The organism is Streptomyces cinnamoneus, from assembly GCF_002939475.1.
GTDB classification, from domain to species: Bacteria; Actinomycetota; Actinomycetes; order Streptomycetales; family Streptomycetaceae; genus Streptomyces; species Streptomyces cinnamoneus_A.
Map to the genome: position 1 here is coordinate 2,914,702 of NZ_PKFQ01000001.1, position 14,163 is coordinate 2,928,864.

Genomic DNA, 14,163 nt, shown 5'->3' on the forward strand with positions numbered 1-14,163 from the left:
GGCGGCCCCAGGGGAGTTGACACCTGAGGACACGTCACACGGCAACGGGAAGGGGGGTGATCGCCCCTCGCGGGATTACCCGAGGTAGCGATCCGCATGATCGTGCCATGGCCCCCCATACCCGCAGAACCGTTTCACCGGCCCGGGAAACATGATCTGGATCACAAAAGACCCAGTGGTCCATACCTGGACCTGGAGTGGTTCAAAAATGGATCAATCCCACGCCCCCGCCGCCGCTGCCCGCGCCGCGTAGTCGGCGAGGTCGCGCGGCTCGCGTCCGAGCACCCGCCGCACGCCGTCGGCCAGTTCCGCCGAGTGACCCTCGCGGTGCATCGCGAACAGCGCGCCGAGGGCGACGACGAAGGACTCCGGCGTCCCCGCGGCCCGCAGCTGCGCCGCGTAGGCCTCCGCGCTGATCTCCTCGTACCGCATCGGCCGCCCGGCGGCCCGGGCGATGACCTCGACGGCCTGGGCGAACGTCAGGGCCCGGGGTCCGGAGAGCTCGTAGACCTGCCCGTCGTGGTCGTCGCCGGTGAGCACCGCGGCCGCCACCTCGGCGACGTCGTCGGCGTCCACGAACGGCTCGGGCACCTCGCCGATCGGCAGCGCGAGGCGGCCGTCCCTCAGCGGCCCGTGCCACAGGTCCTCGTCGAAGTTCTGGTGGAAGTTGTTCGGGCGCAGGATCGTCCACGCGGCACCGGAGGCGCGCACGGCCTGCTCGGCGGCCGCCATGCCCTCCCCGAAACCCGGACCGACCTGCTCGATGCCCCGCCCGGACAGCGCGACGAACCGGCCCACCCCCGAGGCCACGGCCAGCGCGACGAAGTCGGCCACGGGGGCGGGGTCGTCGGGCGCCACCAGGTACACCGCCGAGGCACCCGCCAGCGCGGGCCGCCACGTCTCCGGCTCGTTCCAGTCGAACCGCACCTCGCCCGAGCGGGAGGCCGCCCGCACCGTCTCCCCCGCCGCCCGCAGCACGCGCACCAGCCGGCGCCCGGTCTTGCCGGTACCGCCGAGAACCAGGATGTCCTTCGCATCAGTAGTCATGACGGTGAGTCAACAAGCGCGCGGCCGCGCGGAACATGGCCGACCGTCCGCCGCTCATGCGTGTGCGTACAGGACGCCTAGGGTGAGCGCCATGGACCCCTTCGACGACCTCTTGCGCGGTGTACGGGCCGATGGAGCCGTCCTGCGCACGTCCGTGCTGTCACCGCGCCGGGCCCTGCGCTTCGCGGACGGCGCCGCGCTGACCCTGTGCGTCCCGCTGCGCGGCGAGGGCTGGATCGTCCCGGAGGACGACGGGCCGCCGCACCTCGTCGGCGAGGGCGTGGCGGCCATCGTCCGCGGCCCCCGGCCGTTCCTGTTCACCGACGAGCCGGCCGGGCCGGGATCCGGGGCGCGGGACGCCCCCGCCGGGGAGACCGTCCTGCTCGCCGGGTCGTACCGGGTCCAGGGCGAGGTGTCCCGGAGGCTGCTGCGCGTCCTGCCGCCGGTGGCGGTCGTGCCGGACGACCACGACTGCGCGCCCCTGCGCGCGTACTTCGAAGCCCAGCTCGGCGCGGGCCGTCCGGGCCGGCAGATGGTGCTGGACCGGCTGCTGGACTGGCTGTTGGTGTGCACCCTGCGCGACTGGTTCGACCGCCCCGAGGCCTGCCCGCCCTCGTGGTACCTCGCCCTGGGCGACGGCGTGGTGGGCCCGGTGCTCCGCGCCATGCACGCGTCCCCGGCCCGGCCGTGGACCCTGGCCGCGCTGGCCGCCGAGGCGGGGGTGTCCCGCACGACCATGGCGGCGCGCTTCACGGAACTGCTGGGCGAGCCGCCGCTGGCGTACCTCACGCGATGGCGCATGGACGTGGCGGCGGACCTGCTGGCGGAATCCGCGGAGACCGTCGGCGCGGTGGCGCGCAAGGTCGGCTACGCGGACGCCTTCGGCTTCAGCAACGCCTTCAAGCGCGTACGGGGCGTGAGCCCCACGGAACACCGCAGGGTGATGGCGGCCGCCTCGTGAGATCGATTCCCGGAGACCATTGAGGAATGGTGCGGCTTCGCACGGGAAACCCCTTTCACCCTTGTGAGCGATGGCGGGGCCCCATTTCCCGACGTACGTTTAAACTCGCGGAATTGTCCCGCGAAGCGGGGAAAAGAAAGGCACTCTCATGACAAAGGACCAGTACCAGGCACCGGCCCTCGTTGAGGTCGGCGAATTCGACGAACTGACCACCGGGTTCTTCGGGGTCTTCCCCGACGGCGGTGCCCAGTTCTTCAAGCGCAACGACTTCGCCGGTTGAGTGAGCTCGGTGGTGTCCTGAGCCGTACGGTGCAGGACACCACCCGAGTCCGCGCGGGTGCGGAAAAGACAGAGAACGTCATAGCGCAAGGGGCCCCCACCTGTCGCCCGGTCATGCGCGGACGGGCGAAGCCGGCGAATTGAGCGCCGGTGCGACCGGATTTCTCTCCGACCACGCGACCCTCTTCTTCGAACGCGACGGCGTCGTCTGCCGAGGCAATACCGGGTCAGGTCCCGGCTCCCGGCCCACACACCATTCGGGACGCCGTTTCCTTCGCGTTCCCCCGATTTCCCGGCCGGAACAACCGAAGAAACAGGTGGGGCATGAATCAAGGCCAGGGCTGGTTCGTCGTCCTGCCGGACACCGCCGAAGCCACGCCCGCCGCCGGGGTCCTCACGTCACGGACGCCCGGCCTCCGGACCGAGCCGCACCCCTCCGGTCGCCCCTGGGTCCTCGGCCGGTGGAGCCCGGACGAGATGACGGTGGTCACCGCCGGGTGCGGCCGCGTCGCCCTGATCGGCGACCACACGCCGCCGGACGGGCGCCTGAAGGACGCGATCGGCCGGGCCCGCACGGCCCAGGAGCTGGACCGCGTCATGAGCGGCGTGCCGGGCTGCTTCCACCTGGTGTCCTCGCTCGGCGGCCACGTCCGCGCCCGGGGCACCGCGTCCGGCATGCGACGGCTCTTCCACGCCCGGGTCGCCGGCGTCACGGCCGGCTGCGACCGGGCGGACGTCCTCGCCACCGCCGTCGGCGGGACGCTGGACGAGGACGCGCTGCTCCTGCGCCTGCTGGAACCGGCGGTCCCCCATCCGCTCGGCGGCCGCCCCCTGTGGCGGGAGGTGACGGCCGTGCCCCCGGGGCACCGCCTGCACCTGGACCCGTGGGGCGGCGCACGCGTCACGCGCTGGTGGCACGAGCCGGAACCCCGGCTCTCCCTGGCGGAGGGCGCGCCGGGGTTCGCGCAGGCCCTCGCCGAAGCGGTGGGGGTGCGCACGGCCGCCGGCGGCGTGGTGAGCGCCGACCTCTCCGGGGGCCTGGACTCCACCCCCGTCTGCTTCCTCGCCGCGCGCGGCCCCGCCGAGCTCGTCGCGTTCACCCAGGAGGGCATCGACGGCGGCCACGAGGACGCGCTCTGGGCCCGCCGGGCGGCCTCCCACCTGCCGGACGCGGACCACGTCCTCCTGGAGCCGGGCGGCCTGCCGCCCTTCTACTCCGGGCTACTCACCGCCGGCGAGGGGACGGACGAGCCGGCCCTCGGGGCCCGCGTGCGGGGCGCGCTCACGGGACTGGCGCGGCTGATGGCGGCGAGGGGCTCCCGGCTGCACCTCACCGGCGAGGGCGGCGACCAGGTCGTCCAGGCGATGGACTCCTACGTCCACGACACGCTCCGCACGCGTCCGCGGACCGGCCTGCGCCACCTGCGCGCCCTCTCGGCCGAGTGCCGGTGGTCGGCCGCCGCGACGCTGAAGGCCGCCACCGACCGGCGGTCGTACCGGCGTTGGCTCACCGACGCCGCCTCCGACCTCCGCCCGGTGCGCGTCAGCGACCGCAGGCCGACGATGACGGGCTGGGACGTGCCCCCGACGCTTCCGCCCTGGGTGACCCCGGACGCCCGGGAGCGTCTGACGCGCCTGCTGCGCCGCCACGCCGCGACGGCGAGTCCGCTGGCGCCCACTCGGGGCCGGAACATGGCGCTGGCGCTGATCCTCGCGTCGACGCGCATGTGCCGGCAGATCGCGCGCTTCACCGCCGAGGCGGGGCTGCCCTTCCACTACCCGTTCCTGGACGACCGGGTCGTCGAGGCGGCCCTGGCCGTACGGCTCCACGAGCGCACCACGCCGTTCGCCTTCAAACCCCTCACGGTCGCCGCGATGCGCGGCGTCGTCCCGGACGACGTGCTCGCGCGACGCGACAAGAGCGAGTTCTCCCGGGAGGTCCACAGCGGGCTCGCGGCCCGGCGGTCCGAGGTCGCCGAACTCCTCGCCGACTCCCGCCTGGCCCGCCTGGGACTGGTCGACGCGGACGGCCTGCGCCAGGCGGCGCTCGTCCTCCATCCGCCCCATCTACCCATCACGTACCTGGAGATGACGTTCGCGGTGGAGACGTGGCTGCGCGCCCACGCGCAAGCGCCGGCGAAGGCGGGGCGGTCGTGATGCCGCACCTGCGACAGGACGTCTCGGCCGTCGAGGTCGAGGACGGCATGGTCCTCCTCGACGAACGCACCGGCCGCTACTACCAGGTCAACGGCAGCGGCGCCGTCGTGCTCGGTGCCCTGCTCGGCGGGGGCGGCGAGGAGGAGGCCGCCGACGCCCTCACCGAGCGCTACGACGTCGACCGGGAGCGGGCGCTCGCCGACGTGGGCCGCATCGTGGGGCAGTTGCGCGCCACCGGGCTGGTGACCCCGTGACCGCGTCCCGCCGCCGGCTCCCCCTGTCGCGCCGTCCGCTGCCGCTGCTCGCGGTCGCCGCCGGGCACCTGATCGGGCGGCTGCCCCCGCGCCGCATCAGGAGCGTCCTCACCGTCGCCGCCCGCGGCGCCCGGCCGGCGAGCTACGCCGAGGCCGGCAGGGCCCGCGGCACGGTCACCGCGGTGAGCGTGCGCTGCGCGGGAGAGGGCTGCCTGCCCCGGTCCATCGCGACCGCCCTGCTGTGCCGGGTCCACGGCTCGTGGCCCACCTGGCACGCGGGGGTCCGGACGCTTCCCTTCCGGGCCCATGCCTGGGTCGAGGCGGAGGGCCGCCCCGTGGACGAGCCCCTGTCCACCGCCCAGATGCGGCCGGTCGTCACCGTCTCCGCGGGACGGGCGCCGCGCGGATGACCCCGGGACATACGAAAAGGTCCCGCCCGATCTGAACGATCGGACGGGACCTTCTCATGCGCGGTGGACCTGAGGGGATTTGAACCCCTGACCCCCTCGATGCGAACGAGGTGCGCTACCGGACTGCGCCACAGGCCCTTGCAACGAGTGAAACTCTAGCATCCCCATCGGGCTGCCCGGAAATCCGCTCCCCTCCGCCGCCGCTGGTCAGCGCGGCGGGCGGCTCCCGCAGGTCACTCGTTGGCGGCGCGGGGGCGCTCGTCGTCGGCGTACTGGTCGAAGAGCGGGGTGCGGCCGCGCTCGCGGGGGCGGCGCCGGGGGCGGGCCGGGCGGCGCTCCTCCGCGGGGGGCTTGCGGCGGGCCTCGGCCGGCTCGGCGGTGCTGGACCGGGCGCTGCTCCAGGTGTCCGGGGCGCCGAGGTCGGCGCCGCCCGTGGCGCGCGGGGCGACGGGCGCGGAGACGTACGTGGGCAGCGGCACGGGCACCGGCTCCCAGCTCTCGCCCGTGCCGCGGTCGCGCTGCTGGTCGACCCACTCGGCGTGGTCGGTCTGCTCCACCAGGGCCCGGCGGCCCGCGCTGTGCGGGGACAGGCCCGCGGCGGGCGTGGGGTGGTGGACAACGGTGTCAGCGGCGGCGGATGCGTCCTCCGGCGCCGCCTGGTGAGGGCGGCCGCGGCCCTCGCGCAGCCGCTGCGCGGCCAGCTCGGCGCGGCGCTGGTCCATGGTGAAGGCGAAGCGCCGGCGCTCCTGGATCCGCAGGTAGAAGATGTACGCGCTGAGCAGCGCGGCCGGGACGCCGGGGACCCACAGGAAGGCCAGGCCGCCGACGCCGGCGACGACGGCGCCGAGGGAGAAGGCCAGGAAGAGCAGCACCGTGGTGCGCCGGCGGCGGGCCAGCACCTTGGAGCGCCGGGCCCGCTCGGCGGCCGTCAGCGCGGACGGGGAGGCCGGGGACGCCTGGGCGGGCGCGGGGTCCGGCGCCGCGGCCTGCTGGGGCGGCGCGGCCGCGGGCACGCCGAAGGACCGGACGTCGACCGCTTCGGTCCGGGCGTCCGGCTCCGGGGCGCGGGGCTCCGGCTCGGCGGGGTCCGGGGGGACCGCCGCCTCGGCGGAGGCGCCACGCCCCTCCAGGTCCTTGGCGTAACGGCGCTCCATGCCCGCCCGTCCGGACAACAACCGGATGGCCGTGCTGAAGCGTTCCGTCGGACGGGCTTCATTGAGCTCGTCCTGCCTACGGAGCCACATCGGCACCAAGTAGGCGGCCCAGGCCCCGACGATGACTGCGTAGATCAGGCCGCTGCTGCTCACGCCTCACACGGTAGAGGGGTACGGACAGCGGATTCCGCCAATTGGCGCGGTGTGTCGCACGATCCGGCTGATAAGTCGAACTTTTTTTGTGATTGTTAAGACTGGAAGACAGCGAATACCGTCAATTGACAGTCGATTTCGAACATCTATTTTATTTCTCGGGGGCGGTCCGACCCTCCGGACGCCCGCGCCCGGTGCCAGCGTCCGAGCAGCCCCTCCGGCACCTCCTCGGCCGTCAGCGCGTAGACGAGGTGGTCCCGCCAGGCGCCGTCGATGTGCAGGTAGCGGGGGCGCAGGCCCTCCTCGCGGAACCCCAGCTTCTCCACGACGCGGCGGCTGGGCAGGTTCTCGGGCCGGATGCACACCTCGACGCGGTGCAGACCGAGCGTGCGGAAGCAGTGGTCGACGACCATCGCCACGGCCGTGGGCATCACGCCCCGGCCGGCCACCGCCTCGTCCACCCAGTAGCCGACGTGGGCCGAGCACATCGACCCCCAGGTGATCCCCGCCACGGTCAGCTGGCCGACCAGCTGCCCCCGGTACTCGATCACGAACGGCAGCATCCGGCCGGCGTGGGCCTCGGCCCGCAGGTGGCGGACCATCTGCCGGTAGGTGGGCCGCTGGGCGGGGGCCGCGCCGGGCGGCGGCGGGGGGATCGTCGCCTCCCAGGGGCGCAGCCAGTCGCGGTTGCGCCGGTTGACCTCGCGCCACGCCCGCTGGTCGCGCAGCCTTATGGGGCGCAGGACGACGTCGCCGTCCGTCAGCTCGACCGGCCAGGTGTTCATGCGGGACTTCTCGGGTGGTCGCCGCCGTGGATCTGCTCGACGGCGTGGACGAGCAGCCGCCCCAGCACCGCCAGCCCGTCGCGGACCCCACCCGTGGAGCCGGGCAGGTTGACGATCAGCGTCCGCCCGGCCACCCCGGCCAGGCCCCGGGACAGTGCGGCCGTGGGGACCTTGGCCAGTCCCTCGGCGCGCAGCGCCTCGGGGATCCCGGGGATCTCGTAGTCCAGGACGGCCCGGGTGGCCTCGGGGGTGCGGTCGGTGGGCGAGACGCCCGTGCCGCCAGTGGTGACGACGACGTCGTAACCGGCGGCCGCGCCCGCGCGCAGGGCCTGCTCGACGGGCTCGCCGTCGGGCACGACCAGGGGCCCGTCGACGGCGAAGCCCATCGCGGCCAGCCCCTCGGCGAGCAGTGGGCCGCCCTTGTCCGGGTAGACGCCCGCGGCGGCCCGGTTGGAGGCGGTGACGACCAGCGCGGAGTGCGCGTCGGCGAGGAGGGCCCCGCCGAGCCCCTCCGGGTCCCCGGGGAACGGCACCCCGGCGGCCGGGTGCCCGTGGGGTCCGGCGCTCACGCCGCCGCCCCTTCGCCGGCCTCGGGGCGGGCCCAGTCGCCGGACTTCCCGCCCGTCTTCTCCTCAACCCGGACGTCGGTGATCACGGCGGCCTTGTCGACGGCCTTGACCATGTCGACGACCGTCAGCGCGGCCACGGTGACGGCCGTCAGGGCCTCCATCTCCACGCCCGTGCGGTCCGTCGTCTTCACGGCGGCGCGGATCTCCACGGCGTCGTCGGCGACCGCCAGCTCCACCGTCACCCCCGAGACGGCCAGCGGGTGGCAGAGCGGGATCAGGTCGGGAGTGCGCTTGGCTCCCATGATGCCGGCGATGCGGGCGGTGGCCAGGGCGTCGCCCTTGGGGACGCCCTCGCCGCGCAGCAGTTCCACGACGCGCGGCGAGACGAGCACCCGGCCGCTCGCCCGGGCGGTGCGGGCGGTGACCTCCTTGGCCGAGACGTCGACCATGCGGGCCGCACCCGTGTCGTCGAGATGGGTCAGATGCTCCTGGGCGCTGCTCATCGTTCTCCCGGTGGGTCCTGTGGGCAGCCACCGTACCCGCCGCGGCGGGCGGTCAGTCGAGAAGCACCACGTCGACTTCCGCGCCCGCCTCGACGGACGTGGCGTCCTCGGGGACGACGATCAGTGCGTTGGCGTGGGCGAGCGCCTTGACCAGGTGCGATCCGGCCCCGCCGACCGTGTGGACGGCCTCGTCGGCGTAGTGCCCGCGCAGGTACTGCCGCTTCCCCTCGGGGGACGAGCCCACGCCTTCGGGGCAGACGGCCCGCACCGTCGTCCGGTCGGCCGGGGCCAGGCCCATGAGGGCGCGCACGGCGGGGCGGACGAAGAGTTCGAAGGAGACGTAGGAGCTCACGGGATTGCCCGGCAGGGCGAACAGCGGTGTGCGGTCGGGACCGATGCGGCCGAAGCCCTGCGGCTTGCCGGGCTGCATGGCCAGCCTGCGGAAGTCGACGCTGCCCTCGTCGGCGGGGAGGCCGGAGAGGGCCTCCTTGACCACGTCGTAGGCGCCGACGCTGACGCCGCCGCTGGTGACGACGGCGTCGGCGCGGATGAGCTGGTCCTCCAGGGTGGCCCGCAGCGTGGCGGGGTCGTCGCCGACGGCGCCGACGCGGTAGGCGATGGCCCCCGCGTCACGGGCGCAGGCGGTGAGCATGAAGCTGTTGGAGTCGTGGATCTGCCCGGCCGCCAGGCCCTCGCCGGGCGGGACCAGCTCGCTGCCGGTCGACAGGACGACCACGCGCGGGCGCGGCCGGACGGTCACGGTGGCGCGCCCCACGGCGGCCAGCAGGCCGATCTGCGGGGGGCCGAGGACCGTGCCGGCGCTCAGGGCGATCTCTCCGGCGCCCACGTCGCTGCCGCGGGCGCGGACGTGGGCGCGGGCCGTGGCAGGGCGGTGCACGCGGACCTCGCCGAGGGGCTCGCGCCGGGCGGTCATGGCGGTGGCGGGACCGCCGCCCGTGCCGCCGTCGGTCCACTCGACGGGGACGACGGCCTCGGCGCCGGGCGGCAGGGGCGCGCCGGTCATGATCCGCACGGCTTCGCCCGGGCCCACGGGGGGCAGCTCGGCGCTGCCCGCCGCGATGTCGCCGACGACGGTCAGCACCGCCGGGAACTCCTCGCTCGCGCCCTGGACGTCGGCGACCCGGACGGCATAGCCGTCCATGGAGCTGTTGTCGAAGGGGGGCAGGGCGGCGGGGACGGTGACGTCCTCCACCAGCACGCAGCCCTGGGCGTCGAGCAGCTGCAGCTCGATCGGCTCCAGGGGGCGGATCGTCGCGAGGACGTCCCTCAGGTGCTCGTCCACCGACCAGACGCGGTCCGCACCGTCGCGGCCGGCGCGGCCGTCCCGGCTCCCTCGGCCCTCGGGCCCGTTCCGTCCGTCGCGGTCGGCGGCGGCGCCGACGGTGCTGCTGCTCAAAGCGCTACATCTCCTCGGTGACGTAACTGCGGAGCCAGGCCCGGAAGTCCGGTCCCAGGTCCTCACGTTCGCATGCCAGTCTGACAATGGCACGCAGATAGTCACCGCGGTCGCCGGTGTCGTAACGGCGGCCCTTGAAGACCACGCCGTGCACGGGCCCGCCGAGGGCGGGCTCGGCGGCGAGGGCCTGGAGGGCGTCGGTCAGCTGGATCTCGCCGCCGCGGCCCGGCTCGGTCTCGCGCAGCACGTCGAAGATGGCGGGGTCGAGGACGTAGCGGCCGATGACGGCGTAGTTGCTGGGCGCCTCGGCGGGGTCGGGCTTCTCGACCAGCCCGGTGACCTCGACGACGTTCTCGGTGTCGGTGGGCTTGACGGCCGCGCAGCCGTAGAGCCCGACCTGGGAGGGGTCGACCTCCATCAGGGCGATCACGCTGCCGCCGTGCAGGCGCTGGACGTCGACCATGTAGGACAGCAGCGGGTCGCGCTCGTCGATCAGGTCGTCGCCCAGCAGGACCGCGAAGGGCTCGTCGCCGACATGAGGGGCCGCGCACAGGACGGCGTGCCCGAGGCCGCGAGGGTCGCCCTGGCGGACGTAGTGCATGGTCGCGAGGTCGCTCGACTCCTGCACCTTGGCGAGCCGGGAGGCGTCGCCCTTGCGGCGCAGGGCCTCCTCCAGCTCGTAGTTCCGATCGAAGTGATCTTCGAGCGGGCGCTTGTTGCGCCCCGTGATCATCAGGACGTCGGAGAGCCCCGCGTGCGCGGCCTCCTCGACCACGTACTGGATCGCCGGCTTGTCGACGACGGGCAGCATCTCCTTGGGCGTCGCCTTGGTCGCCGGGAGGAAGCGCGTTCCGAGCCCGGCGGCGGGGATGACAGCCTTGGTGATCCGTGGGCGCGATTGAGTCATGGGCCGAACACTATCCGTTGAGTTTGAGCGGAAGATGTGACTCAGCTGAGTATGACCCGAGACGAGGAGTTTGCACGAACAGTGATCGAATACGACGTGAACAAGCGCGAGTTGCGCCGTCTTCTCCTCTCGGCGAGATCACGGCTGACCCCGGACGACGTCGCCGCCGCACAGACCGCGTTGGGCCGCCGGGCCCTGGAGCTGCCGGAGCTGGCGGGGGCGCGCACCGTGGCCGCGTACGTCTCGGTCGGCAGCGAGCCGGGCACCCGGGCCCTGCTGGAGACGCTGCGCACCCGTGACGTCCGGGTCCTGCTGCCGGTCCTGCTGCCCGACAACGATCTCGACTGGGGACTCTACCGGGGCGCGGGCCACCTCGTGCGCGCGGCCAAGGGCCTGCTGGAGCCGGACGGCGAACGGCTCGGCCCGGGGGCGGTGACCGGGGCGGACGCCGTGCTGCTGCCCGGGCTGGCCGTGGACGGCCGCGGACTGCGGCTGGGGCGCGGCGGCGGTTCGTACGACCGGGTGCTGGCCCGCCTGGACCGGGCGGGGGCCGACCCCGCGCGGATCGTGCTCCTCTACGACGACGAGGTGGTCGCGCGGGTCCCGGAGGAACCGCACGACCACCCCGTGCACGCGGTGGTCACCCCTGGCGGGGTGCGCCGTTTCGGACCCTGAGGGTCACGGCTTCAGCGTCAGCACCGCGTCCTTCGCCTTCTCCACGGCGTCCGGGCTGAAGGCCCAGGGCAGCAGCTCGCCCTTGGCCCACTTGTCCGTCTGGTCGTAGTAGTGGGCGTTGTAGGCGTGGCCGGAGGCGCCGGTGAGGTTGATCCAGCGCGACTTGTCCATGTCGTCGAGGTTGACGACCATGCGCATCGACGGGACCCAGACCACGTCGTAGCCGCCCGCCGCGTTCCAGCCGGCGGCGTTGACCGCCGCCTCGCCGCCCGCCAGGTTCCACGGTCCCCGGTTGAGCATCCACTGGACGATGCCGGGGCCCTCCTTGCCGAGCGTCTGGTTCTTCAGGTTCAGCTGGTGCAGCCGGCCCCAGCTCCAGGACGTGACGTCCTTGCCGAGCTTGGAGGTCAGCTCCCATCGGGCGTCCTTCATCGCGCGGGCCAGCAGCTCGTCGCGGTTGCGGGTGCCGGCGTCGGGGTTGGAGCGGGGGCTGCTGGTCTTCCACCAGTCGTTGTCCGGCTTGCCCAGGATGCCGCGCACGACCTCGAACCAGCGGTCGCCGCCGTCGGGCTGCGCCGCGTCGGGGTCGCGCTCGCCGCACTCCAGGACCAGCCGGGTGGTGCCGTCCAGGTCCTCCTGCGGGGCGGAGCTGTCGACCGGGCGGACCCGCAGGCACTGGTCCTTGACCCGCAGCTCCTTGGGGAGCTTGTTGCCGAAGGCCAGCTTGAGGGTGTTGCGCCAGACCGCGTTGAAGTAGGCGGCGGCGGCCGAGTCGGCCTCCTGCTTGTAGTCCCAGTCCTTCAGCAGCTTCTGGGCCTCGCGGAGGTACTTCGTCTCCCGCTCGTTGGGGCCCTTGAGGTCGATCTTGAGCAGATAGGGCGTCAGCAGCTTGGCGATCTCGCTGCTGTTGTCCGTCTGCATCTTCTGCATGTCGTCCGTCGAGATCTTCCCGCCGTCCTTGATCTTCGACTCGATGAGCTCGCCGATCCGCTGGCTGCGGGCGCCGTAGCCCCAGTCCTGCGTGAGGAGGTAGGGGTACTTCTTGTCGGCGACGGCCTGGTTGGCGGTGACGATGTAGCCGCGCTGGGGGTTGTAGTCCCACGGCAGCGCGGACTGCGGCACCCAGCCGGTCCACTGGTAGGCCGGGTCCCAGCCCGGGGCCGGGTAGCGGCCGTCGGGGGCCGGGGTCACGGACTTGTCGTCCGGCTTGGCGTCGGTCCCGGCCTGGTTGCGGCCGGTGCCGGCCGGCTGGCCGGGGGTGCGGCCCTCGTTCTCGCCCTTGGCCTTGCCGCGGACGGGGATGCGGCCGGGGGCCTGGTAGCCGATGTTGCCCTTGGTGTCGGCGTAGACCAGGTTCTGCGAGGGGACCTCGAAGTCGGCGGCCGCCTTGCGGAAGGAAGGGAAGTCCGTCGCCTGGTCCAGCGCGAAGAGGCCGTCCATGGTCTTGCCCGGCTGGAGCGCGGTCCAGCGCAGCGCCACCGCGTAACCCTCGGCGCGGTCGGGGGCGGGCTCCTTGACGGGCGCCTTCTCACCGACCTTGCGCAGCTGGTCGTTGCGGTCCGAGACGATCGGGCCGCTGTTGGTCTCGCGGACGGTGATCTCGCGGCTCTGCTCGCCGGCGACCTTGATGGTCTCCTTGCGGGTGGTGAAGGGGACCTGCTTGCCGTCGTAGAGGTAGCTGTCGGCGGTGACCTTCTCCAGGTAGAGGTCGGAGACGTCCGCGCCCAGGTTGGTCATGCCCCAGGCGATGTCCTTGTTGTGGCCGATGACGACGCCCGGCATGCCGGAGAAGGAGTAGCCGGCCACGTCGAACGGGCACTGCGCGCTGGTCTTGTTGCAGTGCAGGCCCATCTGGTACCAGAGCGAGGGCATCTGCGGCGCGAGGTGCGGGTCGTTGGCCAGCAGCGGCTTGCCGGTGGTCGTGTACTTGCCCGAGACGACCCACGAGTTGGAGCCGATGCCGTTGCCGTTGGGACCCAGGAGCGCCGGGACCTTCTCCAGGCTGCCGGAGAGCGCCGCCAGGCTGCCGCGCAGCCCCGCGGCGGCGCCGGCGCCACCGGTGACGGCGCCCGGGCCGCCGGCCTGGGTGGAGCCGCCCTGGCCGCCCTTGGGGTCGAACGCCTTGGCCGAGTCGACCGCGCCGCCCTCGACGATCGGCTTGTTCCGGTCGTAGGGGTACGCCGGGTACAGGTCCTCGATCTGCTGCGGGGTCAGGCGCGAGGCGGCCAGCGACCGGTCGATCTCGTCGCGCATGTTGCCGCGCAGGTCCCAGGCCATGGCCTTGAGCCAGGCGACGGAGTCGACCGGGGTCCACGCCTCGGGCTTGTAGTCGTTCTCGAACTCCAGGGCCGCGTACTCGACGGACAGGGACTTGCCCTGGTGGTCCTTGAGGTAGGCGTTGACGCCCTCGGAGTAGGCCCGGAGGTATTTCTTGGTGCTCGCGGAGAGCTTGGTGTCGTACTCCTCCTGCGCGACCTTGCGCCAGCCCATGGTGCGCAGGAAGGCGTCGGTCTCGACCTGGCCGGAGCCGAACATCTCGGAGAGCCGCCCCGCGGTCAGGTGGCGGCGGACGTCCATCTCCCAGAAGCGGTCCTGCGCCTGGACGAAGCCCTGGGCGCGGAAGAGGTCCTCGGGGCTGTCCGCGTAGACCTGCGGGATGCCGTGGTCGTCGCGCACCACCTTCACCTGCCCGGACAGCCCCTTGAGCTGGAGCGTGCCGTCGGTCTGCGGGAAGGAGGCGCGGACGGTGCTCACGCTCCAGTACGCCCCGAAGGCGACGCCCGCCACGAGCAGCAGCACGAAAGTGATCACGAGCAGGCGGGCGCGTCGCCCCTTCTTCTTCTTGCCGGGGCCGGATTTGTTGGCGGGCATCGCTGTCCTTAGAGGGGCAGG

At 73.4% G+C, this 14,163-nt stretch carries 14 protein-coding genes and 1 tRNA gene; 6 read left to right on the forward strand and 9 right to left on the reverse strand.

All coding sequences use genetic code 11. The features are described 5' to 3' along the window. Nucleotides 1-213: 213 nt before the first annotated feature. On the reverse strand, nucleotides 214-1,047 hold the full coding sequence (locus tag CYQ11_RS12455) for an NmrA family NAD(P)-binding protein (RefSeq protein WP_099199559.1): 834 nt from the start codon (nucleotides 1,045-1,047) through the stop codon (nucleotides 214-216). Nucleotides 1,048-1,138: 91 nt separating this feature from the next. Here CYQ11_RS12455 and CYQ11_RS12460 point away from each other — a divergent pair, with 91 nt between their 5' ends. The 5 genes from CYQ11_RS12460 to CYQ11_RS12480 all read left to right on the forward strand — a co-directional run bounded on the left by CYQ11_RS12460 (nucleotide 1,139) and on the right by CYQ11_RS12480 (nucleotide 5,108). Then, a complete protein-coding gene (locus tag CYQ11_RS12460; protein WP_099199725.1) occupies nucleotides 1,139-2,008 on the forward strand; it encodes an AraC family transcriptional regulator in 870 nt (289 codons plus the stop codon). A gap of 148 nt (nucleotides 2,009-2,156) precedes the next feature. Further along, the gene (locus CYQ11_RS12465; protein WP_104650989.1) at nucleotides 2,157-2,288 is read left to right on the forward strand and encodes a keywimysin-related RiPP; all 132 of its coding nucleotides are present in this window, start codon (nucleotides 2,157-2,159) and stop codon (nucleotides 2,286-2,288) included. A 323-nt stretch (nucleotides 2,289-2,611) separates the two neighbouring features. Beyond that, nucleotides 2,612-4,444 carry an asparagine synthase-related protein gene (locus CYQ11_RS12470; protein WP_099199558.1) on the forward strand — a complete coding sequence of 611 codons (1,833 nt, stop codon included), beginning with the start codon at nucleotides 2,612-2,614 and terminating at the stop codon, nucleotides 4,442-4,444. Beyond that, complete coding sequence (locus CYQ11_RS12475; protein ID WP_146104681.1) at nucleotides 4,444-4,698, forward strand: lasso peptide biosynthesis PqqD family chaperone; 255 nt, start codon at nucleotides 4,444-4,446, stop codon at nucleotides 4,696-4,698. The genes CYQ11_RS12470 and CYQ11_RS12475 overlap by 1 nt, the downstream gene beginning before the upstream one ends. Then, nucleotides 4,695-5,108 (forward strand): lasso peptide biosynthesis B2 protein, encoded by a 414-nt coding sequence (locus CYQ11_RS12480; RefSeq protein ID WP_099199556.1) that lies wholly within the window; start codon nucleotides 4,695-4,697, stop codon nucleotides 5,106-5,108. Before CYQ11_RS12475 ends, CYQ11_RS12480 begins: the two co-directional genes overlap by 4 nt. Before the next feature lie 64 nt (nucleotides 5,109-5,172). Here the strand turns inward: CYQ11_RS12480 and CYQ11_RS12485 are convergent. The 7 genes from CYQ11_RS12485 to galU all read right to left on the reverse strand — a co-directional run bounded on the left by CYQ11_RS12485 (nucleotide 5,173) and on the right by galU (nucleotide 10,596). Continuing rightward, nucleotides 5,173-5,246, reverse strand: a tRNA-Ala gene (locus tag CYQ11_RS12485). 95 nt (nucleotides 5,247-5,341) lie between these two features. Beyond that, nucleotides 5,342-6,415 (reverse strand): divisome protein SepX/GlpR, encoded by a 1,074-nt coding sequence (gene sepX / locus CYQ11_RS12490; RefSeq protein WP_099199555.1) that lies wholly within the window; start codon nucleotides 6,413-6,415, stop codon nucleotides 5,342-5,344. 146 nt (nucleotides 6,416-6,561) lie between these two features. Continuing rightward, nucleotides 6,562-7,200 (reverse strand): GNAT family N-acetyltransferase, encoded by a 639-nt coding sequence (locus CYQ11_RS12495; protein ID WP_099199554.1) that lies wholly within the window; start codon nucleotides 7,198-7,200, stop codon nucleotides 6,562-6,564. Continuing rightward, nucleotides 7,197-7,733, reverse strand: a complete 537-nt coding sequence (locus CYQ11_RS12500) for a MogA/MoaB family molybdenum cofactor biosynthesis protein (RefSeq protein ID WP_099199724.1) — start codon at nucleotides 7,731-7,733, stop codon at nucleotides 7,197-7,199. Before CYQ11_RS12500 ends, CYQ11_RS12495 begins: the two co-directional genes overlap by 4 nt. A gap of 32 nt (nucleotides 7,734-7,765) precedes the next feature. Beyond that, on the reverse strand, nucleotides 7,766-8,272 hold the full coding sequence (moaC, locus tag CYQ11_RS12505; protein ID WP_099199553.1) for a cyclic pyranopterin monophosphate synthase MoaC: 507 nt from the start codon (nucleotides 8,270-8,272) through the stop codon (nucleotides 7,766-7,768). 52 nt (nucleotides 8,273-8,324) lie between these two features. After that, nucleotides 8,325-9,575, reverse strand: coding sequence for a molybdotransferase-like divisome protein Glp (gene glp, locus CYQ11_RS12510; RefSeq protein WP_181143841.1), 1,251 nt, complete (start codon nucleotides 9,573-9,575; stop codon nucleotides 8,325-8,327). Between the two features lie 118 nt (nucleotides 9,576-9,693). Continuing rightward, the gene (gene galU, locus CYQ11_RS12515) at nucleotides 9,694-10,596 is read right to left on the reverse strand and encodes a UTP--glucose-1-phosphate uridylyltransferase GalU (RefSeq protein WP_099199551.1); all 903 of its coding nucleotides are present in this window, start codon (nucleotides 10,594-10,596) and stop codon (nucleotides 9,694-9,696) included. 81 nt (nucleotides 10,597-10,677) lie between these two features. On the opposite strand from galU, the gene CYQ11_RS12520 reads away from it, so the two are divergent. Further along, nucleotides 10,678-11,271 (forward strand): 5-formyltetrahydrofolate cyclo-ligase, encoded by a 594-nt coding sequence (locus CYQ11_RS12520; protein WP_398779939.1) that lies wholly within the window; start codon nucleotides 10,678-10,680, stop codon nucleotides 11,269-11,271. 3 nt (nucleotides 11,272-11,274) lie between these two features. On the opposite strand, the gene CYQ11_RS12525 is transcribed toward CYQ11_RS12520, so the two are convergent. After that, nucleotides 11,275-14,142, reverse strand: coding sequence for a penicillin acylase family protein (locus tag CYQ11_RS12525; protein ID WP_099199549.1), 2,868 nt, complete (start codon nucleotides 14,140-14,142; stop codon nucleotides 11,275-11,277). Between the last annotated feature and the right edge of the window lie 21 nt (nucleotides 14,143-14,163).